This window comes from Umboniibacter marinipuniceus, assembly GCF_003688415.1.
Taxonomy (GTDB): Bacteria; Pseudomonadota; Gammaproteobacteria; order Pseudomonadales; family DSM-25080; genus Umboniibacter; species Umboniibacter marinipuniceus.
Window position 1 is genome coordinate 19,281 of record NZ_REFJ01000003.1, and the last position, 22,892, is coordinate 42,172.

Below are 22,892 nucleotides of genomic sequence, written 5' to 3' on the forward strand. Positions count from 1 at the left end.
CTCAAATCATCAACTTCGACACACGACGACCGCCATAAATGGCATTGACGATGAGTCGGGTTAGCAAAATTGCTGTGAACATAGAGGTGGCAATACCCACCATCAAGGTAACCGCGAAGCCCTGAACTGGGCCAGTGCCTACTGCATATAAGATTACCGCCACTAAGAAGGTGGTGATGTTGGCATCGAAGATGGTATTAAACGCTCGTTCGTAGCCGGAATTAATCGCAACTTGAGGGTTCTTTCCGTTCTTCAGTTCTTCCCGTATTCGGGCGAAGATGAGTACGTTGGCGTCAACTGCCATACCAACAGTAAGCACCATGCCGGCGATACCTGGCATCGTTAACGTCGCACCGAGCACGCTCATTACGGCAACCATCAGCACTAAGTTCACGGTTAGTGCGACATTCGCAATGAATCCGAAAACACGGTAGTAGAGAATCATAAAGATAACCACTAGCCCGAGGCCGATCTTAATAGAGTCGATACCCTTAGCAATATTCTCAGCACCTAGTGACGGTCCGATTGTGCGCTCCTCTTCGAAATACACCGGTGCGGCTAGTGCGCCTGCTCTTAGTAGTAATGAGAGTTCTCTGGCTTCAACTGGACTGATACCAGTGATAACAAAGCGGTTCGACAAAGGTGAGTTAATGGTCGCTAGTGAAATCCAGCTGCGCTCGGCCTCTTGATAAGGCTCTTCAACGGTTTCCCCCTGCTCATTCGTTACCGTTCGGAATCGCGTTTTATATTCGATGAACTGCACCGCCATCCTACGACCAACGTTATCGCGTGTTGCCCGGTTTATCTGTGTTCCACCGGCACCATCAAGAGTGATAGAAACCTGAGGCGTGCTCGTTTGTGGATCAAACGTAGGCTGCGCATTAGTCACCTGATCGCCAGTAACAATAGGCGTGCGGTCAATTACCGCAGTGAGGTTGGGGTTATCACGGTTAGGCAGCGTTTCTCGCAAATAAGATGGCGTAGAGGAATTCGACTCGAGGTGGAACTGGAGATTCGCCGTCTTACCAATAATCCGCTTCGCCTGTGCTGCATCCTGAACACCAGGTAACTGCACTACGATCCGCGAACGACCCTGACGTTGAACGATGGGCTCTGCCACACCCAACTCGTTTACGCGGTTACGTAAACTGGTCAAGTTCTGCTGGACTGCATAGTCTTCGAGCTCTCGTACCTTAGCATCAGAAAAACTAATATTAACCGCTAGGGCGTCTGTTTCACTTACTTCAACATTAAGGTCTGGGTAAGTGGTTCTCAATAACGAGGTTGTTTCTGCCACTTTCGCAACGTCACGAAGAATAACATTCAGACGGCCATTTTCGGTTGCCACGTTGCTGTAGCGAATTCGATTCTCACGAAGTTGGGTACGAACCTCGCTTTCACGACTTTCTAAACTATTTTGTACTGCCTGAGCCGTATCTACCTGGAGTAAGAAGTGAACGCCACCAGACAGGTCAAGACCTAGGGTCATTGGCGAAGCACCCAAATCAATTAGCCATTGAGGCGTTGTATCGGCGAGGTTCATTGCCACGACGAACTCACGGCCTAGGGCATCGCTAATGATCTCTTTAGCTCGTAACTGGGTATCCGCACTGTTTAGTCTAACTAGAATTCCAGCGTCAGTCTGTTCCATGCGAAGGGTCTCAATACCGGCGTTTTCCAACGCGGTACTAACCTGCCTCTCAACGACATCGATGTTTTCAAGTCGACCGTCGTAACCATTTATCTGCAAAGCATGGTCCGGCGCATAGATATTAGGGAGTGCGTACAATGCGCCGAGTAAACACAGCACAAGGATGGCAAAGCTCTTCAAGAAGCTATTTTTATTAGGCATAAAACGTCTTCAGCCGCAGCTGATCCAATTATCATTATGAAAGGGTTATATGGGGTCGATTATGCGCACTTCAAGTAGAGAGCTCAACCGAATTCCCTACTTAAGGTGTTTTTTATGACCTGATGGTCGTTAGGATTCGCTTGGCGGCACCAATTCAGGTACATCAAGACCTTGCGCGGCGTAGAAATCAACAACGAATTGATCGAAACGATCTTCATCCAACGCTTCGCGAATTCGCTCCATCAGACGAACGTAAAAACGGAGATTGTGAATGGTATTTAACTGCGCACCCAACATTTCGTTACAGCGATGCAAATGGTGTAGATAAGCGCGTGAAAAATTCTGACAGGTATAGCAGTCACAGTGCGGATCCAGTGGTGAGGTATCCAGTTTGTGCTTGGCATTACGAATCTTGACCACGCCTTCATGGATAAAGAGGTGGCCATTTCGCGCATTACGGGTTGGCATGACGCAATCAAACATATCCACACCACGGCGAACGCCTTCAACTAAATCGCCTGGCTTACCAACGCCCATCAAGTAGCGCGGTTGATCCTCATTCATCAGCGGTTCAGTCACATCCAAGACTCGGAACATATCCTCTTTGGGCTCACCCACTGACAGGCCGCCAATCGCATAACCATCAAAGCCGATATCTAACAGCCCTTTAACACTTTCTTCCCTTAAGTCTTGATACATGCCGCCTTGAATAATACCGAACAACGCTGACGGGTTATCACCATGAGCATCCTTTGAGCGCTGTGCCCAACGCAGCGACATCTCCATACTGTCTTTGGCCTCACGATGGGTGGCCGGATATGGCGTACACTCATCGAAGCACATCACCACGTCTGACCCAAGGTCACGTTGAATTTGCATGGATTTCTCTGGGTCGAGGAATACTTTATCGCCGTTAATCGGCGACTGGAAGCTGACGCCTGCCTCGGTGATTTTGCGCAATTTACCCAAGGAAAAAACCTGAAAACCACCGGAGTCCGTGAGTATCGGCTTATCCCAGCCAGCAAAGTCATGGAGATCTCCATGCGCCTTTATGACCTCGGTTCCGGGGCGAAGCCACAGGTGGAAGGTATTGCCAAGAATGATTTGCGAGCCTATCTTCAATAGATCTTCGGGCGTCATACCCTTAACGGTGCCATAGGTGCCCACTGGCATAAAGATTGGCGTTTCTACCGTGCCGCGAGGAAACTTGAGACGCCCACGACGTGCTCGGCCTGAAGTCTTGTCCAACTCAAAACTCATAAAACATTCTTTACGCATTGGGAACCTCTTCCGCATTCGCAGCGTTATTGCGAGTAATAAACATGGCATCACCATAGCTGAAGAAACGGTATTCTTCCGCTATCGCGTGCTGATAAGCGCTCATGGTGTGATGATATCCTGCAAAAGCAGAAACCAACATAATGAGTGTTGATTCTGATAGGTGAAAATTGGTGATCAGCGCGTCGACAACGTTGAACGACTTACCTGGGTAGATAAAGATTGACGTATCATCGCTCATCGGTTCGAGCTGACCAGACTGTGCCGCACTCTCTAAGCTCCGCACCGACGTAGTACCTACGGCAATGACGCGCCCACCTCGAGCTTTCGTCTGCTTAACCGCCTCAACCACAGAATCATTCACCTCAACCCATTCCGAGTGCATTTCATGTGATTCAATGTCATCGGCACGAACCGGCTGGAAGGTACCAGCACCAACGTGAAGCGTGACAAAGGCCGTCTCTACGCCTTTCTCTCTTAATTCTGCCAACAGCGCTTCGTCAAAGTGCAACCCCGCTGTCGGCGCCGCAACTGCCCCTGGGGCTCGGTTATAGACAGTCTGATAGCGCTCTTTATCTTCGTCGTTGTCAGAACGTTCAATGTATGGCGGCAAAGGCATGTGGCCTATGCGATCAAGAAGCGGTAGTACTGGCTGATTAAATACTAATTTGAATAACGCGCCGTCTCGGCCCACCATCTCCGCCTGGGCGTTCGCGTCATCTGGAAATTTGATGATACTCCCCTCTTTTGGGGATTTAGATGAACGAATATGTGCCAGAACCGAGTCTTCGGATAAGACACGTTCTACTAGGACTTCAAGCTTGCCGCCAGTTGCTTTCTGAGCAAACAGTCTAGCTGGGATCACTCGTGTATCGTTGAAGACTAATAAATCACCAGCATTGATTAGCGATAATATATCGCGAAAGCCGAGATCTTCGGTGTCGCCGGTTTCCCCATCTAGCTTCAGAAGGCGCGAATTCGTTCGCTCGCTCATCGGCATATCCGCAATGAGATGGGGTGGAAGTTCGAAGCTAAAGGAGGATCGTTTCATAGTATTCTCTGAGTATATTTTGCGCGCGCAACCTTAGCGAAAAACCCCGCCAATTACCACTTCGGAATACTATCTATAAATAGCAAGTGCTACCTAAAGTGAGATGCGACCGCTCACGCATCACTGAAAAATAGCCTAACTGCATTAAAAACAGCAACTTAGCCACAAAGTTGGTTGACAGCTCTAGAGCTCATAAGTAATATGCGCCCCATACACGACAGTGCTTCTAATAATTCAAGGTTCTCGGCTTATTGGCTTGAATCTTAGCTAGAATTATAGCCATACGTGTTGCTGTGCCAGTGTGATGAAATTGGTAGACATAGGGGATTCAAAATCCCCCGCTGAATAAGCGTGGCGGTTCGAGTCCGCCCACTGGTACCATACAAATTAATGCCTCGCGAATGCGGGGCATTTTTGTATGTGGCCTGGGGGCGTCGAGACCGCCACTCCGGTTCGACTCATTACGACTTAGGAGTAATGAGAATCGATGCGAGCCTGCGAGCCATCGCCCGAAGGGGCAAAACAGCCAATGCTGTTTTGAATCGTCCGCCCACTGGTACCATACAAATTAATGCCTCGCGAATGCGGGGCATTTTTGTAAATGCTGTTTTGAATCGTCCGCCCACTGGTACCATACAAATTAATGCCTCGCGAATGCGGGGCATTTTTGTAAATGCTGTTTTGAATCGTCCGCCCACTGGGGCCATACAAATTAATGCCTCGCGAATGCGGGGCATTTTTGTAGGTTGAAAATCCGAGTAGAAGCGTTCATGCTTTCGGGATAACAAACGGGAGTACTAATGGATACCTACCTTCTCATTTCAATCGGCAGCTATTTTCTAGTCATGCTCGCCATCGGTCTTTACGCCTACCGAAACACCCAAGATGATGTTGAAGGATACCTTTTAGGTGGCCGACAACTCAGTCCCGGCGTGATGGCGTTATCCGCAGGCGCCTCGGACATGAGCGGCTGGATTCTTATGGGACTCCCAGGTGCTATGTTCATAAGCGGCTTGTCGTCCGCATGGATTGCGGTTGGCCTAATAATCGGCGCCTACTTTAATTATCGACTGGTTGCCCCACGCCTTCGAATTTACACAGAACTCGCTAACGATGCCGTGACTATTCCGGACTTTCTAGGCAGTCGGTTTAGTAATGACGGTCAAGCGCTGCGAACCATCTCGGCACTGGTGATTGTCGTCTTCTTTACTTTGTATACCTCTGCAGGCCTCGTAGCCGGGGGAAAGCTCTTTGAATCGGCCTTCGGTCAGAGCTATGAGCTGGGCATTATGATTACCGCAGCGGTAGTCGTTGCCTATACGCTGTTCGGCGGCTTTCTCGCTGTTAGTCTTACTGACTTCGTGCAGGGCTGTATTATGTTCATCGCCCTGGTAGTTGTACCTGTTGTCGCTTTTACACTGACAGATGCTCCGTTTGATAGCCTTCAACAGATAGACCCTCAGCTACTACAAATGACAACAGGCGTGAGTATTATCGCCATAATTTCTAGTGCAGCATGGGGGTTGGGCTATTTTGGTCAACCTCATATCATTGTCCGCTTTATGGCCATTCGCTCAATCCGAGAGTTACCCACTGCGCGACGTATTGGTATGGGGTGGATGATTATTTCCGTATTAGGTGCCCTAGGCGTGGGTCTAATTGGACGCGCATACAGCAGCGAATTCAACGTCGATATTGCTGACCCCGAAACGATATTTATCGTGCTTTCGCAAATCATCTTTCATCCTCTTATTGCGGGCTTCCTCTTAGCTGCCATTCTTGCGGCCATTATGAGTACCATCTCATCACAGCTATTAGTCTCGGCTAGCTCCCTTAGCGAAGACCTCTTTCACAAGCTCTTTGCAAAGAACGCCTCCTCTTCTCACGTCGTGGTTATTGGTAGGTTATCGGTGGTCGCGGTCTGTCTAGTAGCAGGATGGCTAGCGATGGATCCCAGCGAGAGTATTCTAGGCCTTGTTGGTAATGCTTGGGCTGGCTTCGGGGCGGCCTTCGGGCCAGTGATTCTACTCGCACTATTTTGGCGAAACCTCAGTTATTGGGGTGCGGTACTTGGGATGATTACAGGCGCTGCGGTGGTACTAGTCTGGATTAAACTAGGACTGAGCGGAGTGATTTATGAAATCGTTCCAGGCTTCGTAGCGGGTTTGATCACCGCCATCATCGCTAGCCTCTTAACCCCTAAACCAAATCAGCTAAAACTAGCTGTATTTGATGAAATGAAGCGTCAGTTAGACTAAATATAACGGACAATCTAGCGAGGTGCGACTACACTAAATGAGTAGTCGCACCTTATTTTGAGTTAATCTGATGTCTGAAATTCTGTATTTTACACCTACCGTCGAGCATTCTTCACAACGCATATTGAAGTCTCGGTACCGCATTGAGCTGCGCGAAATAGAGCAGTTCCACAAGTATCTCGATGCCAAAATTGCTCGACTGAGTTCTCCCGCCTACGAGGAAGCTGATCAAGACGCTCCTCGGTACTCGGCCGAGCGTATGGTACACAATCTGTTACGACTCAATCACGAATGTAAAGTGGCGCTCAGCGGCCGATCTACCGCCCCACAGTTATATCAACTTCTAGAGAAGAAAGACTTATACTTTCAATTTGGTTTAAGCACTAGCCTCCGTAGAACTTTTTAAGCCAGCAAAAGCTTGGTAGACTGCTGGGAAAATATTACGGAAGCCACCCATGTTAACTCCCACCGATTACGAAAACATGCCGTCTGGACGTATCTGGCGACGCGTCGCGGCCCTAGCTTACGATACCCTACTCGTCATGGCCTTGAGTCTCGCCTATTTCGGGGTCGTTACCTTGATTGCCTACCAATTTCAGACTACACCAGCTGAAGGTGACTACGGTGTGATGTACAGCGATGCCTGGAAGCTAATTCTGTTTGCGGGCTGGGTTGTCGTTGTCATACTTTTTTTCGGCCTCTTTTGGACTCGAAATGGACAAACACTTGGGATGCAAGCGTGGAAACTTCGCGTACAGAAGCCCAGTGGCGAGCTCATTAGCTGGCGAGAATCCGTTTGCCGATTCGCCGTAGTAGGTTTCGGGGTTGCTGTCCTCTTGGCCGCGTCAAGCCTCGAATCAACCATCCTTAGCTGGCTGGCTTACGGCATCTTTGTGGTTAACTATGCGGCGTGTTTGTTCGCAAAAAAGGATAGCTTAACTGACATAATTAGCGCTACGCGTGTTGTTGAGGTCCCTAAAGACCAGCGAATAGGTGTTAAGAGTGGAGGTGTCTTCTAGACACCTCTGCGCTTGTTGTTATTTCGCTCGCCGCAATAAATAACCACCAATAACGAAGCAACCTAGAATTGGTATAGTAACCGCTAGCACTGGAGATAGTCCATACACTAAGCTGATAGGCCCAAGGATGTGCTGAACGGTAGAGAAAACAATGCCTACAATGACGCCGGTGAAGATTCGAGCGCCCATGGTGACCTGTCTTAACGGCCCGAAAACAAAGGATATGGCAATAAAAACTAAGCTCATACTCGCTAAGGGCTGAAGTACTTTTTGCCAAAATGTGAGCTCGTAAACGCGGTTATCAAGGCCTTGAGATGACAAAAAGTTTGCGTAATACCAAAGATCGCGAATCGATAAATTCGCCTCATCCGCTGCAACAATTTGCATAACCCGTGGCGACATCTCCGAGCGCCACCATGACTCAGGTACCAAATCTTCAGCCATTGAGCGCTCATTAATAGCTAGCACCGAGGTATCCTGAAGCAGCCAAGCGCCATCGAGATAGAGGGCTTCTTCACTGAATTCAACCCGCTCAAGCTGATAGGCTTCATTAAACTTAAAACGAACCAACCCGTACATCTTTCCCGAGGGGAGAATAGTATTTACGTGGAAGAACTCATCACCTTCAAGTCCCCAAAAACCGTTATCAGAATCCTGAATCGCGGCAACTTCCTCGCCCATTCTTTTGATATCTCGCTTCGCCTCGGCATGAAGTTCTAGCGGAGCGGCTACGTACTCAGCAATAAACATGCCGACAAAGATAATTAGCAACGCGCCGCGCATGGCAAACCAGCCCAGTTTTCGCACCGACAAACCGGCTGCACGCATCACTGTTAGTTCACTGGTAGAAGCCAACTGCCCCAATCCGAATAAGACCCCTATTAACACCGCGATGGGTATACTCGTCACGAGCTTTTTGGGAATAAGATAAGCGGTGTATTCCAGTACAGCTGGGAAAGTGTAATCCCCGCGCATTGAATCAGCTTGATCTACGATTGTGGTAATGACATCGAGCGAGCAAACAGCCAACAGCACAACCAAGGTACTTTTCAGAACACTACTAGAGACGTATTGCTTAATTAGACGCATTCTGTACACCCCCGCCCGACTTCTTCATCTCACGCTCATCGGACGTTAGCAACCACCAAGCCAGCCCTCCGAAGCTTAAATGAATCCACCACATTCCTAACCAAATGGGAACTTGGCCATCCTCAATGGCGGACTGCGTGGCGGTGATTAGCGCAAAATAAAGGAGAAATATTAGGATTCCCGGTATGATCTTAGCGAAGCGTCCGGAGCGCGGATTTGACCGACCAAAGCCAATCGCTAGCAACGTGATGATAGGCACCATCAGCGTTAATGACAGGCGGTAATGAAGGACTGCCATATGCTCAGCTTCACCGGCATCCCAAAGTGCTAGTGTACTCCAAGTCTTTAATTTCGATTCTTTTGCGACAATATCCGCTTGTGGAATCAAAATACCATGTGCGCCAAAGCGAAGTTCTCGACCACCTAGCTCGCCTGGAGTCACATCGAAACGTACACCGTCCTTTAACACAATATAGCGATTCTCGCCCAGTTGCTCTTCGTGAGCTGACGGCGCCAATATGACGAAAGCCTGTTCGTCCTTTTCAGCCGATGCAACGAACACTCTGCCTAATTGCCCCTCGCCCACCGATTCAGTATAAACGACGCCCGAGCCACCACCGATATTCATAAAGCGACCGGGTATCAATCGATCAACCTCGGAGCGACTCCGCTGTTGATCAAATACCTCATTCGCTGACTGCAGGCCCGTGGGGCCAAGATAGAAAGTGATGAAACCCACTGACGCAGCGATTACTAATGCTGGCGTAAGAATCCAACGACTTAGCTTCTTAAGACTAGTCCCGGTAGCAAAGAGGACAGCGACTTCACTATCCATATACATGCGCCCAACTCCAAGCAAAACAGCAAGGAATAAACTCAAGGGAAAGATAATTTCCAAACTGGCGGGGATACGGTAAAGCAATATCCAAAAAAGTACGCTGGGGTCTAGGGAACCTGCCGCTGCACGGCTCAAATAGTGCGCTAGTGAGTTGCTCACAACAATAAGCAGCAGCACGCTGGCTACCGCAAAGAAGGTTGCTAAGATTTCACGCGATACGTATCGAAACAAGATCACTGTAATATATTTTCTATGTTGGGACAGTTTGACTTACACTATACCCCATATTTGTCGAAATTAACCTTAAAAAGAGAGTTAAGTATTATGCAATTTACTGCCAAGTCATGTGATGTCACTACCCAAACGACAGAACTCGCGGTACTCGCACTGCGTCCGAAACAAGACTTACAAGGTCAATCGGAAGCATTGAATGCCGCCGCCAACGGTGCTATCGCTCGCGTTTTAGAGTCTGGCGATTTTAACGCAAAGGCTGGTGAAACACTGTTGCTTCCGCTGGTCGAAGGTCCAGCTCGACGCATTCTTCTAGTTGGTTGCGGAGCCGATGATAATTTGGCGAGCTTACAGAAATGTCTGACGGCAATGGCTTCGGCGATGCTAAAAGCCAATGCAAGTGATGCCACACTATATCTCAACGAACTACTTGGCGATGAATACTTGTCTGAACGCGCAGAAGCAGTGTCATCCGCTATCGTGCACTCGGCCTATCGTTTTGACGATTACAAAAGCGAACCAGCGCCAGTCAGTGCGCTAGAAGAAGTTACCTTGCATTGTGACGGTGACAACGACCTACTTGACGCGGCCCTTAACGAAGGAGCGATCATCGCCTCAGGCGTTAACGTTGCCCGAACTTTAGGTAACCTGCCTGGTAACGTTGCTCACCCGGTATTTCTTGCTGAGCGCGCGGTAGAATTGGCGCAAGTTCACGAGAAGCTAAACACCAAGGTGTTGGGTATGGACGAAATGGAAGCACTGGGCATGGGCGCCTTCATCTCTGTTGCAAAAGGTTCCACTATTCCCGGCCAACTCATTGTTATGGAGTACAACAATGGCCCAGAAGACAGTGCGCCCATCGCACTAGTTGGTAAGGGGATTACCTTTGACACCGGTGGTATCAGCCTCAAACCAGGCGCAGGCATGGACGAAATGAAATTCGATATGTGCGGTGCTGCATCGGTATTCGGCACCATCGAAGCTGTGTTAGATATGGAACTACCTATTAATTTGGTATGTATTGTTGCAGCTGCTGAAAATATGCCGGCGGGTAATGCCTCTAAGCCTGGTGATATTGTCACCACAATGAGTGGGCAAACGGTCGAAATTCTAAACACCGACGCGGAAGGCCGTTTGGTACTTTGTGATGCCTTAACTTACACCATCGAAAACTTTAAGCCCGCCGCCGTTGTTGATATTGCTACGCTTACTGGCGCATGTGTTATTGCACTGGGGCACCATGCTTCAGGAATGTACTCCAATAACGAAGACTTAGCAGACGATCTTCTCTCTGCGGGAGAGCAAACTGGCGATCGCGCTTGGCGCATGCCATTGTGGGACATTTATCAGCAGCAGTTGAATAGCAATTTCGCTGACATGGGTAATATCGGCGGTAAAGAAGCCGGATCGGTTACGGCCGCGTGCTTCCTATCTCGCTTTGTTGGTGATACGCCTTGGGCACACCTAGATATTGCTGGCTCCGCTTGGGTGTCTGGGGCGCAGAAAGGCGCTACCGGTCGTCCGGTTAAGCTACTCGTAGAATGGTTGCGCAACGCTTCAGTATGACCGCCGTCGATTTCTACAAGATCAATGATAGCGACCCAGCGTCGCTGTCATTCTGCGCGCTAAGACTTGCTTGTAAGTCTTGGCGTGCAGGTCACAATACCTATGTTCACTGCGCCTCCGAAGAACAGGCAAAGGCATTGTTATCACAGCTCAACACGCTTTCTCCGCACTCCCTTGTGCCCGGTTACGTGGGGCCATACCAAGCACAATCCACGGCAATAGCCTTTGGCTTTGACGAATCGCACGCACCTGTCGCGGCTGCCGAGATCATGATTCAGGTCAGTAGCAACCTCTCAAAGTGCTTTAGCCGATTTGCGCGTTTATTAGAGCTCACTAACACCAACGAAGAGTATGCCAGCGCAAAACGTGAGGCATGGAAGTTCTATAAATCCCGAGGCTACCCGCTTCGCTATCACGAAATCTAACTGACCGATCCTTCGCTTCGCGCAAAATTTCGCTACAAATCACATTAAAATCTCCATTCATAGTCAACAAATGTTGTGCCTTGCGTTATACTCGCGCGAAGACAATAGTATTTTCCGGTAGCGCAACAAAGCGGACCGTTTAGAGGACTCATGGATAAAACCTACCAGCCACAAGACATCGAAACTCGCATCTATCAAAACTGGGAAGAGAGTGGATACTTCCGCCCTTCTGGCGAAGGCACTCCCTACTCAATCATGATCCCCCCGCCTAACGTAACCGGCAGTTTACATATGGGCCATGGCTTCCAAGATACCATCATGGACGTGTTAACTCGTTACCACCGTATGGCCGGCTGTAATACCTTATGGCAACCAGGAACGGATCATGCGGGTATCGCTACGCAGATGGTGGTAGAGCGTCAGTTACTCGAGCAAGGCGAGACAACACGTCAAGAGCTTGGTCGTGATGCATTTATTGAAAAGGTCTGGGACTGGAAGGAGAAATCCGGCGGGACCATCACCAAGCAACTTCGACGCTTAGGCGCTTCACCAGACTGGAGCCGCGAGCGCTTCACTATGGATCCAGGTTTATCTCACGCCGTTCAAGAAGTTTTTGTAGAACTTTATAATGAGGGACTTATTTACCGCGGCCAGCGTTTAGTTAATTGGGATCCTAAGCTGCACACCGCGATTTCAGATTTAGAAGTGGTGTCCGAAGAAGAAGATGGCTTCATGTGGTATTTCCGCTACCCATTAGCCGATGGTAGCGGTGACGTCGTTGTCGCAACAACTCGCCCAGAAACTATGCTGGGTGATACCTGTGTAGCAGTTAATCCCGAGGACGAACGCTACCAAAGCTTAGTTGGTAAGGAGATTGCCCTCCCATTCTGTCAGCGCAATATTCCAGTGGTTGCAGATAGCTATGTCGATGCCGAGTTTGGTACCGGTTGCGTAAAGATTACCCCCGCCCACGATTTCAATGATTATGAGGTTGGACAGCGCCATAACATGCCGTTGATCAACATCTTTACCGCCGACGCAAAGATCAATGACGTTGCCCCAGAAGCCTATCGAGGATTAACGCGCGAAGAAGCACGCACACAAATTGTGGCTGATTTCGACGAGGCAGGACTACTCGTCAAAGTTGAGCCGCACAAATTGAAGGTTCCCCGTGGTGATCGTTCTGGCGTTGTGATTGAGCCTTGGTTAACGGATCAGTGGTATGTTGACGCAAAAACCTTGGCGAAGCCGGCCATAGAGGCCGTTGAGTCTGGTGATATTCAATTTGTTCCCAAGCAGTGGGAGAACACCTACTTTGCCTGGATGCGAGACATCCAAGATTGGTGTATTTCCCGTCAGCTTTGGTGGGGCCACCGCATCCCGGCTTGGTACGATGATCAAGGCAAGGTATATGTAGGTCGCTCCGAAGAAGAGGTCCGCAGCAAGAATGACCTCGGCGACCGCCCGCTGCGCCAAGATAACGATGTATTAGATACTTGGTTCTCATCGGCGCTATGGACCTTTAGCACGCTAGGTTGGCCTGAAGAGACGCCCGAGCTAAAAACTTTTCACCCTACTAGCGTACTTGTTACTGGCTTTGACATCATATTCTTCTGGGTAGCGCGAATGATTATGATGACGCTGCACTTTAAGCGTGAAGTACCGTTCCACACCGTCTATGTGCATGGTTTAGTACGCGATGGCGAAGGTCAGAAGATGTCCAAATCTAAGGGCAATGTGCTGGATCCAATTGATCTAATCGATGGCATCGACATTGATACCTTAGTTGAAAAACGCACCACTGGTCTCATGCAGCCAAAGATGCGCGCGAAGGTCGAAAAGAAGACACGCAAGGAATTTCCAGAAGGGATTGGCGCCTACGGTACTGACGCCCTGCGTTTCACCTACCTATCGCTTGCCTCTACCGGCCGAGACATTAAGTTCGACATGGGCCGTATTGAAGGCTTCCGTAATTTCTGTAATAAAATCTGGAACGCTGCTCGTTATGTATTAATGAATACCGAGGGCCATAACTGTGCACAGGATGGCAGTACAGATTACCAATTGAGTTTGGCAGATCGCTGGATCATTTCTCGCCTTCAACACACGGAGAAAGCGGTTGCTGAAGCAGTGAGCAACTATCGGTTCGACATCGCGAGCCAGGCAATCTATGAGTTCATCTGGAATGAATACTGTGATTGGTATCTCGAATTATCCAAACCGGTCCTCTGGAATGAAGACAGCCCAGAAGCGTTGAAACAAGGAACTCGTCGTACCTTGATTCGGGTTTTGGAAACATCGCTTCGACTGGCTCACCCATTCATGCCATTTATCACCGAGGAAATTTGGCAGCGAGTTAAAACACTGGCGGGTCAGTCCGGCGAGTCAATAATGCTAGCCCCGTATCCTGTTGCGAACGAAGACAAGATCGATACTGAATCCGAAGCTAACATTGAATGGCTGAAGTCCTTCATCGATGGTATTCGAACTATCCGAGGTGAAATGAATATCTCTCCCGGCAAGCCGATTCCAGTGCTTCTGCGCAACGCGAGTGAGCTCGATCAATCAAGACTTGATGAGAATCGCTCTACCTTGCTGTCTCTCGCGAAGCTTGAGAGCGCTACAATTCTCTCTGCCGATGAGTCCGCACCAATGTCTGCAACGGCCCTGGTGGGCGATATGGAAGTCTTAGTTCCTATGGCGGGCCTTATTGACAAGAACGCAGAGCTAGCGCGTCTTGATAAGGAGATTGCAAAGTTGGAGAAAGAAGTTACCCGCATCTCAGCGAAGCTTAATAACCAAGGGTTTGTCGCTAAGGCACCTGAGGCGGTCATTAGCAAAGAGCGTGAGAAGTTAGCGGCCACGGAGCTCGCATTTACTAAGCTTTGTCAGCAGCGTGATGAGATCAATTCACTCTAGCAGCTCACTCAACTAAACAACAAAAAGCCCAGCCTTTCTAGCTGGGCTTTTTGTTGGCAATTATCATCACCTAGATTTTGAGGCGAAAAAAAGCCGCGAACTCGTCGCGGCTTTGGTTACTCAGAAGCTAAACGCAGTTTAGAAGTCGTAACGTACGCGAACGTAGTAGCTGCCACCTTGGAAACCATAAGGCGAAGTCACGGCGTATTGAGCGCCGGCGATATCTGCCCACGGGTTATCAGGCGCTTCATCAGTTAAGTTAGCTACCCCACCAATAATCGCAAGCGAGTCCGATACGTTATAACCTAATTCTGCATCCATGGTGAATGCCGAATCGATATCGATCGGAAGCGTAGCGTCATCAAGATGAGCTTCCCAGACTGACGAATAGTAGTTCACTCGGGCCATTGCATAGAACGAGTCACTAATCATGTGGCGATAGCTCAAGTTCGCGCGCTGCTTAGGAAGATTCTCCTCCAGCTGGCGCTCGCGATCGGCACTGAGTGACCCGCCAACAACCTCTGTTTCGTTGTAGTTGTAGACCAACGAAAGATCACCACGCTCGTCAAACAAGGATGTGGAAACCACCACATCTAAGCCGGTAGTTTGCGTATCAAAGTCATTGGCGAAGAAGCGGTATGAAGCAAGGCCTTCGGCGCCAGGAACACCATTGTCTAGCAAGATCTGACGATCCGCCGGCGTAACATCGAAGTTATCGGTCAACGCAATACGATCAGTTACGTCAATGCGGTAAACATCAGCGGTAATGTCAAACATTCCCAGCTGCGCGACTAAACCAACACTGATATTTTCTGACTCCTCTGGCTGAAGTACTTCCGCCGTTGAGTTGATCAACATAGCGGTAGTGGGTGCAATCGTGCCCTGATCCACCAACTTTTGACCGCCCATTCCATCAGATACCGAAGCGGTAGTAGTGTTCACTACGTTAGCCTGGCCCGGAGTTGGCGCGCGGAAACCGGTAGAAGCCGTTGCGCGAATCGCTAATGACTCGTTGAAGTCATAACGACCCGATAGCTTCCAGTTTGACGTTGAGCCAAAACTATCGAAGTCTTCATAGCGAAGTGCTGCACCCAAGGTCAATGCATCAATTGGCGTCCACTCAACATCGCCATATACAGCATAGTTTTCGCGTGACCACTTACCTGCAACTTGCGGGCCAAAGCCTTGGAAGCCGTTTGAGCCAATCCCGAAGCCTTGATCCGTTAACGGGCCGCTCTCCCAAGAAGCGATATCACCGATCTTCGCTTCGAAGGTTTCTTCATGCCATTCGAAACCACCGGCAACGTTAAAGTCACCCATGGTTTTGTTTAGGTCAACGTTAAAGGTGTTCTCAACCTGAATGTAAGTACCCGGCTTGAAGTCAGTTGGGGTATTGGGCCCCAAAGATGGGTTAACCGTATTTGAAATAAAGAATGCCGCTTCGTTGTAACCAGCACCGTAGCTAACATCATAGTTAATCCCACTTGGCAATTCACCGCGGAAACCCACGACACCAGCAAGATCAACGACATCAGCACCAAAGCTTGGCGTAAAGCCACCTGGGAACATCTCAGTGAACGAATAGCAGTCCGGATTACCCTGAGCCTGAGCGTGGGTGAGGCCTGCGCAGTTACCTGACATATTTCCGGTCAGATCGCCAATCAAGTCCGTTGCGCCACCGTCATTTGAGTAAATACCACCACGATTAGTGGGGTTACGGAAATAGAAACCACCCTCTACGGTGCGACGCGCGTAGTTACCAAACGCATACACCTCATTGCCGTTACCGGTATCGATGCCGGTATTTAGGAATACTTTTAGATCACCGCGAGTTTCAGGCTGACCCCAAACTTGAGCAGGATTTGCTACGGCGGTGTTACCACCTGCTATCAGACCGGCAGCGTCAGCACGCTGTACTGAACGGCTAGTAGGGTCTTTCTCACCATATTCTAGCGTTAAGTTCGCGAAGCCATTTGGGCCAAGTGCGAAACCATTATTAAGCGACAGCGTGTAGAAGTTGCCATCACCTTCGTAGGTAGAACCCAACTTAACTTCAGCTGAACCACCTTCTGCGGCATCATTAAGTACGAAGTTAATAACACCGGCAATAGCATCTGAACCATACTGAGCAGCGGCACCATCACGCAATACTTCAACCTGCTTTAGCGCTGCCGCTGGGATAACGGAGATATCAGCGCCCTGGGCACCATCTGAAAGACCGCCACCTAAGAATGAAATCACCGCCGCGCGATGACGTCGTTTACCGTTCACCATTACCAATGTTTGGTCAGGCGCTAAACCTCGGAGGTTAGCCGGTCTCACTACGGTGGCCGCATCTGAAATAGGCTGATCGTTTACGTTGTAGGACGGGATAGCCGAGCGAAGGATGTTCGCCATATCGCCGTCACCGCGTGAGGTTAGGCTCTCCGAGCTAATGACATCGATTGGCGCCATTGATTGAGTAACCGAACGCCCTTCGCTTCGACTACCAATGGTGACTACTTCTTCGACTTCGCCTTCCGGCTGAGCCCAAGCAGCAGCGCTTGTAAAGGTTGCGGCAGCAATCGCTACGCTAAGTAGCTTGCGAGAATTGTTTTTCATAATTTCCCCTAAGGTAAAGATTGAGTAATAAAACGGAATAATTAATTCCGCCGCCGTGATCTAACGTCACTTATGGCAGTTTTCCCACTAGGACTACGTAAAACAGCGTACTCCATCACTCAAAAATACGGGATTAAATCTATAAAAACAATGGTTAATAACCTACAAAATTGACTGTCCTCATGAATACTCAGAATGTACCGTTATTCAATCACGGAATACACGCTTGCAGAATCAACTAGCTAGCACTAAAGCCATCGCGTTGAATTAACCTGCTTCACTTGGCCTAACAAACCAGCATAGCTCGCTACTTGCTTCGCTCAATACGCAGCTACCTCGCGCTGGAGCCTCTAAACCAAGGGCCAAGACGGCATCAGCGCGGTCCAAATAATGCGTCAAGGGCTTGTCGATATGCTCCATTTGCTCGGTCATCTCTTGGTTGAAGAGATCGTTTAAACTTACCGATAAAGGCAGGCGGTTACCGCGGTAATTCCATGTACCAGAAGTTCGATCATAGTGATAATGATTGAGGAGTTTAATACCATGACTGGCCACCCAGTTCACGGCATCAATGAGATAGCTGGCAGTGTCATGATCAATAAAGTAATTGAAATTTAGGCGAACCCACCCCGGCCTTAAGACCATATCACCACGCTGATTGGCGGCCTCAATGGCGAGCGACTGCGCTTCGCTTAAACCAAGTAATTCATGACCGTAGGGGCCAGCACAGGAACAGCCTCCTCGAGCTTGGATACCAAAGAGGTCATTGAGCAGGGCAACAATGAAGCCGTAATGTAGATCCTTATCACCTTCTAGAAATCGCAATGAGACAATACCTAGTCGGTCCAATGAGGTACCACCTAAGATGTCGATATTTGGATTTTTCTCCCACAAGCGAAACGCCTGCTGGAGATAGGCGTGCTCGCGGGCGACAATTGTTTCGGCACCGACTTTGTCTTTGATGCTAAACACCAAACCGGCACGAATCGCCTCGACAATTGCCGGTGTCCCACCCTCTTCACGTCGTTCGATATCCGCTAGAAAGGTGTGTCGGTTTGCGGCCACAAAAGACACCGTTCCGCCACCGGGGACAGTTGGGCAGCTATTGGCAGTCAGTTCGGATTTGAGTAGCAGCACGCCCGGCGTACCTGGACCACCAATGAATTTATGCGGAGATAGATACACTGCATCAAGACTGTTGTCACCTTCACTTGCTGCCAAGGTGTTTTGGACGTCAATATCCACGTACGGACCCGCAGCGGCATAGTCCCAGCACGACAGCGCGCCGAACCGATGGAGAAGCTCGCTTATCCGCTTTACTTGGGTCTTTATCCCAGTGACGTTTGATGCCGCTGAAAATGACCCGATTAGCAGCTTGCGGTGCTGATATTTGCCTAACTGGGCCTCGAGCTCGGCTTCATCGGGGAGACCTGCCGAACAGAGTGGGATTCGAACTAGGTCTACAGGCGCCTCGCGCCATGGAAGATCATTGGAGTGATGCTCATAGGGCCCAATAAATACCACTGGACGCTCTGCCCTCGCCTCCAGCAACCCCATAACCCCGATGAACTTATGGATAGCTGCCGTAGCGCCCGAGCCACAAAATATCAGTCTATGCTCATCCGTTGCGTTAAGTGACTGTTTAATAGCCGCCCTCGCCTCCTCGCGAAGCGCCGTGGTCTGCCGACCTGTTAACGAGCTCTCTGAGTGGGTGTTGGCGTAGAATGGTAGTACTCGCTGCTGGATGAAGCGCTCAACGAAATCGAGGCTTCTACCCGATGCCGTGTAATCAGCGTAGATCAGAGGTCGGGTTCCAAAGGGTGTGGTAATGGCAAGCTTCTCACCAATTACTCCCTGACGGATTTGTTCAATTAATGGATTAGACATACCACTTTAACTCGTAGAGATTAGATGAGTCTATGCTAAAGAAACAAATGCTAAACATTGTGCTAAGATGAACGAAAAATTAGGATTAAAACGAAACAAAAATTCAAAATAAAGATAACTTTTCGGATGATGTATTGAAATATGAAAAAATTGGACCAAAAAGACCGTGAAATTCTGAGGCTAATGCAAGGCGACGGCAACCTTTCGATTGGCGATATCGCGGAGCGATGCAGCTTATCCAAGTCAGCCTGCTGGCGACGCATCCAAAGTTTCGACGAAGCTGGAATCATTAAAACGCGGACGGCCATTTTAGATGCTGAATCTTTAGGGCTTGCTTTGACCGTCTATATCTCGGTGCGAACCAACCAGCACAATGTAGAATGGTCTGAACGATTCAAAGACATTACCCATCGCTTAGATAACGTGCTTGAAGTCCATCGTATGAGCGGCGATCTAGATTATTTAATCAAAGCGGTGGTGATAGACATGAAGGATTTTGATCGTCTGTATCAGGAATTGATCAAGGCTGACCTCTATGACGTAAGCTCTTCGTTTGTCATGGAAGAACTCAAGGCGACTACCCAATTGCCAATCTAATCAACAAACCTAGTTGAACGGGATCGTATCGATTTTCCGCGAAGGCGACAGAGAAAATGGCGCGGCTGACTATGCTAGCACCGCGCCAAGTTATAGTGGGTTTAAACCTTTTTAAACAGCCGCTTGCTACTCATCAGCAACTGCTGCTTCGCCCACCTCAGATTACGCTTTAATCCTTGTGGCAAGAGCAACATACACGGCGTCACGATCAGCGTAAGTAACGTGGAGAAGGCAAGTCCCCAAACAATCGCAGAGGCCAACGGCACCCAATAAGAAGCTACCGTACCTCCGTGATCTAGCGCTCTACTCACTACGTCAATTGACCAATTGGTAGCAATAGGGAGTAAGCCAAGGATGGTTGTTGCAGTGGTCAGGAATACTGGGCGTAAACGTTGAGCACCTGTGCGAACAATAACATCCGAGAGGGACATCGCGGGATTCTCCCGGCGCAGGACATTAAAGGTATCGATAAGAACAATATTGTTGTTGACGACAATCCCTGCCAGCGCAACCACGCCGACACCGGTCAAGATCACACTGAACACATCACCCGTAATTAACAATCCACCCATCACTCCCGCCGTGGACATCACCACCGCGGTCATAATGAGTCCAGCCTGATAGAAACTATTAAACTGAGAAATCAATAGGACTGCCATGAGGAACATGGCGAGAATCATTGCTACTTGAAGGAATTGCGCAGACTCTTCTTGCTCTTCATTAGCGCCACGGAAGGTTATGCTTAGCTCGCCCGGCCAATCATAACGTTCAACCAAAGCCATAATTTCTTTGGCCTTATTATCCGCTAACACGCCTTCGACGGTATCAGCGTTAATGAACATGACCTGACGACCATTAAAGCGCTCAATGGTACCGGTGGCGTTTCGAGGTGAGACGGTGGCAATCGTAGAGAGTGGCACCGAGCCATTCGGGGTATATACACGCAACTCATTAAGCTGTTGCATCCGTCGTTCAGCGGCGGCAAAACGGGCGCGAATCTCAACTTCTTCTTCCGCATCACTCGGACGATAATCGCCAATCTCTACACCGTTAGTCAGCAGCTGCACAACCGTGCCCACCTCAAGCACATTAGCACCAAGCTGCGCTGCTAAACGCCGGTCAACATCGATTTGCCACTCAATGGACGGCAGCGGTCGCGAATCATCCATATCACGAAGATCAGCTACCTCGGATTGAATTAGATGACTTAGACGAGCTGTTTGGGCAATCAATAATTCACGGTCCACGGCGCTCAGCTCAATCTTAATTGGCTTACCTACGGGAGGGCCTTGCTCTATGACCCCCGCCTCGACATGGACGCCAGAAATATCAGCGGTTCGCTGTCGTATTAACTCAAAGGTTTCCGCTGAATTTAGCTCGCGATCATTATGGTCTACGAGTTGAATTAGCACCGTAGCAATCCGATCTGGCGATTCATTACGGCCACTACCTTTCCCTGGCTGATAAGTGGAGGTATAGACCGTTAGCACTCCTGGCGTTTCAGCAATGCGTCGCTCAACACCACGAACCACTTCAAGCACCTCAAGCGCCGACAGGTTCCCACGCGCTCGGACTGCAGCCTGACCATAAACCGCCTCGGATGTAGTGAAGAACTCGACACCTTTATTGTATTTTCCATAGGCCGAATAGATAGCCATAATCAACACGATGCTCAACAAAGTCACTAATACCGGAAATCGAACTAGCCGTGCGAGGAGACGGGCGTAAAGCCCCGTTACTCCCTTCAACTCAACGGGATCACTGGACTCTAAGACGCGAAAATGCTCGATATCCTTCTTAGTGAAATTCGACCGACCAAACATGGAACCCAGCACTGGCGCAAAGACCAGCGCGTAGATTAACGAGCTCGTGAGCACGGCGAACACCGTGGTCGGTAGATAGGCCATGAAGTCGCCGACAGTACCAGGCCAAAGCATCATAGGTAAAAACGCCGCCAAAGTGGTGGCAGTGGAAGCAAGCACCGGTAAGAACATTCTTCGTGCAGCAGAGATATAGGCTTGGCGTGAAGACGCCCCATCGGCCATTCGTCGGTCCGCATACTCGGTGATGACAATCGAGCCGTCAATAAGCATCCCCAACGCCAACAACATGCCGAACATCACCATAAAGTTAAAGGAATAGCCCAGTAAGTAAATCCAGATAGTCCCCATCAATAGACTAACTGGAATCCCGGCCCCTACGAGTAGCCCCGAACGGAAGCCTAGCGCTCCCACCACAATAATCATCACTAAACACACAGCGGTAACAATATTACCCTGTAGTTCGTTGACCATTTGCTCTGTCTGAGGCGTTTGATCGAGAATAGATTGAATCGTCAACGAGTCCGCATAGACACCACGATAGCTATCGACGACTTCGCGAATTTGCGCCGCTACTTCGAGCTGATTGGTACCGGAGCGCTTTTTAACCTCGATGGAGATGGCGGGATCGCCATTGATTAGGCTGTAGCCATCAGCATCTTTAAATCGCCGGGTAATCTCGGCAATATCAGACAAGACGACAACACCGGCTGGTGTTGATTTAATCGGCAGGTTAATAACGTCAAAATAACTTTCAATCAAGCCGGGCACCTTTACGCCGAAACGTCCCGCACCCGTATCGATCTCACCCGCAGGAATCAACTGATTATTAGCGTTTACCGCCTGAATGAGTTCAAAGGGAGTGATATTGAAGTTCTCGAGTTTATCTCGATCGATCATCACTTCAACAACTTCTTCTCGACTGCCACGCAGATCCGCAGATAACACATCGGAAATCATTTCGATATCCAGACGCATGGTCTGGGCAATGGTAAACAATTCGCGTTCATCTAACGCCGTGCTTGATAAGCCAACGACCATGGTCGGAAATTTATCGGCCGAGATTTCATTGATGATCGGCTCTTCAATGGATTCGGGCAGCTTTTCTCGAGCCCTATCTATGGCCGCGCGCACGTCATTCATGGCCAAGTCGATGTTGATAGCGGAATCAAATCGGATCATGAAAGAAGCCAAACTTTCTTTCGCTGCGGCATTCAGCTCATCGACGCCGTCGATAGTACGCAATTCAAGCTCTACCGGTTTCAGCAACAGCCGCTCGGCATCGTCCGGCGAGATCCCAGGATTAATAATTAGGACTTGAAGAACCGGTACTTGGACATCGGGGCTAGCCTCAATCGAGATATCGCTTCGAGCATAGAGCCCAGCGATTAACAGCAAAGCGAGAATCGAAAGCGTTGTACGAGAGCGTTCAATACATAGATTTAGGAAAGTACGCACGCC

14 protein-coding genes and 1 tRNA gene are annotated in these 22,892 nt (G+C 49.4%); 7 read left to right on the forward strand and 8 right to left on the reverse strand.

Translation table 11 applies throughout. The features are described from left to right. Position 1 precedes the first annotated feature (1 nt). From secD to queA, 3 genes are all read right to left on the reverse strand, one after another. Entirely contained in the window at positions 2-1,852 is a 1,851-nt protein-coding gene (secD, locus tag DFR27_RS06355; RefSeq protein ID WP_121876633.1) for a protein translocase subunit SecD, read from the reverse strand. A 129-nt stretch (positions 1,853-1,981) separates the two neighbouring features. Beyond that, positions 1,982-3,112, reverse strand: a complete 1,131-nt coding sequence (gene tgt / locus DFR27_RS06360) for a tRNA guanosine(34) transglycosylase Tgt (RefSeq protein WP_121876973.1) — start codon at positions 3,110-3,112, stop codon at positions 1,982-1,984. Positions 3,113-3,122: 10 nt separating this feature from the next. Next, entirely contained in the window at positions 3,123-4,181 is a 1,059-nt protein-coding gene (gene queA / locus DFR27_RS06365; protein WP_121876634.1) for a tRNA preQ1(34) S-adenosylmethionine ribosyltransferase-isomerase QueA, read from the reverse strand. 295 nt (positions 4,182-4,476) lie between these two features. Between queA and DFR27_RS06370 the strand changes: the two genes are divergently transcribed. From DFR27_RS06370 to DFR27_RS06390, 3 genes are all read left to right on the forward strand, one after another. Next, positions 4,477-4,562: transfer RNA gene (locus tag DFR27_RS06370), tRNA-Leu, on the forward strand. A gap of 419 nt (positions 4,563-4,981) precedes the next feature. Then, on the forward strand, positions 4,982-6,439 hold the full coding sequence (gene putP, locus DFR27_RS06380; protein ID WP_121876636.1) for a sodium/proline symporter PutP: 1,458 nt from the start codon (positions 4,982-4,984) through the stop codon (positions 6,437-6,439). 455 nt (positions 6,440-6,894) lie between these two features. Continuing rightward, the gene (locus DFR27_RS06390; protein ID WP_121876638.1) at positions 6,895-7,458 is read left to right on the forward strand and encodes an RDD family protein; all 564 of its coding nucleotides are present in this window, start codon (positions 6,895-6,897) and stop codon (positions 7,456-7,458) included. 18 nt (positions 7,459-7,476) lie between these two features. Here DFR27_RS06390 and lptG read toward each other — a convergent pair whose 3' ends face one another. Both lptG and lptF read right to left on the reverse strand, forming a co-directional pair. Beyond that, positions 7,477-8,547, reverse strand: coding sequence for an LPS export ABC transporter permease LptG (gene lptG / locus DFR27_RS06395; RefSeq protein WP_121876639.1), 1,071 nt, complete (start codon positions 8,545-8,547; stop codon positions 7,477-7,479). Then, entirely contained in the window at positions 8,534-9,622 is a 1,089-nt protein-coding gene (gene lptF, locus DFR27_RS06400; RefSeq protein WP_170150803.1) for an LPS export ABC transporter permease LptF, read from the reverse strand. The genes lptG and lptF overlap by 14 nt, the downstream gene beginning before the upstream one ends. Before the next feature lie 87 nt (positions 9,623-9,709). On the opposite strand from lptF, the gene DFR27_RS06405 reads away from it, so the two are divergent. The 3 genes from DFR27_RS06405 to DFR27_RS06415 all read left to right on the forward strand — a co-directional run bounded on the left by DFR27_RS06405 (position 9,710) and on the right by DFR27_RS06415 (position 14,526). Beyond that, a complete protein-coding gene (locus DFR27_RS06405; RefSeq protein WP_121876641.1) occupies positions 9,710-11,182 on the forward strand; it encodes a leucyl aminopeptidase in 1,473 nt (490 codons plus the stop codon). After that, on the forward strand, positions 11,179-11,607 hold the full coding sequence (locus DFR27_RS06410) for a DNA polymerase III subunit chi (RefSeq protein WP_170150804.1): 429 nt from the start codon (positions 11,179-11,181) through the stop codon (positions 11,605-11,607). The genes DFR27_RS06405 and DFR27_RS06410 overlap by 4 nt, the downstream gene beginning before the upstream one ends. A 150-nt stretch (positions 11,608-11,757) precedes the next feature. Beyond that, complete coding sequence (locus tag DFR27_RS06415; protein WP_121876643.1) at positions 11,758-14,526, forward strand: valine--tRNA ligase; 2,769 nt, start codon at positions 11,758-11,760, stop codon at positions 14,524-14,526. A gap of 138 nt (positions 14,527-14,664) precedes the next feature. Here the strand turns inward: DFR27_RS06415 and DFR27_RS06420 are convergent, their stop codons facing one another. Together DFR27_RS06420 and DFR27_RS06425 are read right to left on the reverse strand one after the other, a co-directional pair. Next, positions 14,665-17,127 carry a TonB-dependent receptor plug domain-containing protein gene (locus tag DFR27_RS06420; protein ID WP_121876644.1) on the reverse strand — a complete coding sequence of 821 codons (2,463 nt, stop codon included), beginning with the start codon at positions 17,125-17,127 and terminating at the stop codon, positions 14,665-14,667. A gap of 267 nt (positions 17,128-17,394) precedes the next feature. After that, positions 17,395-19,014 (reverse strand): aminotransferase class V-fold PLP-dependent enzyme, encoded by a 1,620-nt coding sequence (locus DFR27_RS06425; RefSeq protein ID WP_121876645.1) that lies wholly within the window; start codon positions 19,012-19,014, stop codon positions 17,395-17,397. Positions 19,015-19,155: 141 nt separating this feature from the next. On the opposite strand from DFR27_RS06425, the gene DFR27_RS06430 reads away from it, so the two are divergent. Continuing rightward, positions 19,156-19,611 carry an Lrp/AsnC family transcriptional regulator gene (locus DFR27_RS06430; RefSeq protein WP_121876646.1) on the forward strand — a complete coding sequence of 152 codons (456 nt, stop codon included), beginning with the start codon at positions 19,156-19,158 and terminating at the stop codon, positions 19,609-19,611. Between the two features lie 101 nt (positions 19,612-19,712). Here DFR27_RS06430 and DFR27_RS06435 read toward each other — a convergent pair whose 3' ends face one another. Continuing rightward, positions 19,713-22,889 (reverse strand): efflux RND transporter permease subunit, encoded by a 3,177-nt coding sequence (locus DFR27_RS06435; protein WP_121876647.1) that lies wholly within the window; start codon positions 22,887-22,889, stop codon positions 19,713-19,715. Positions 22,890-22,892: the final 3 nt, after the last annotated feature.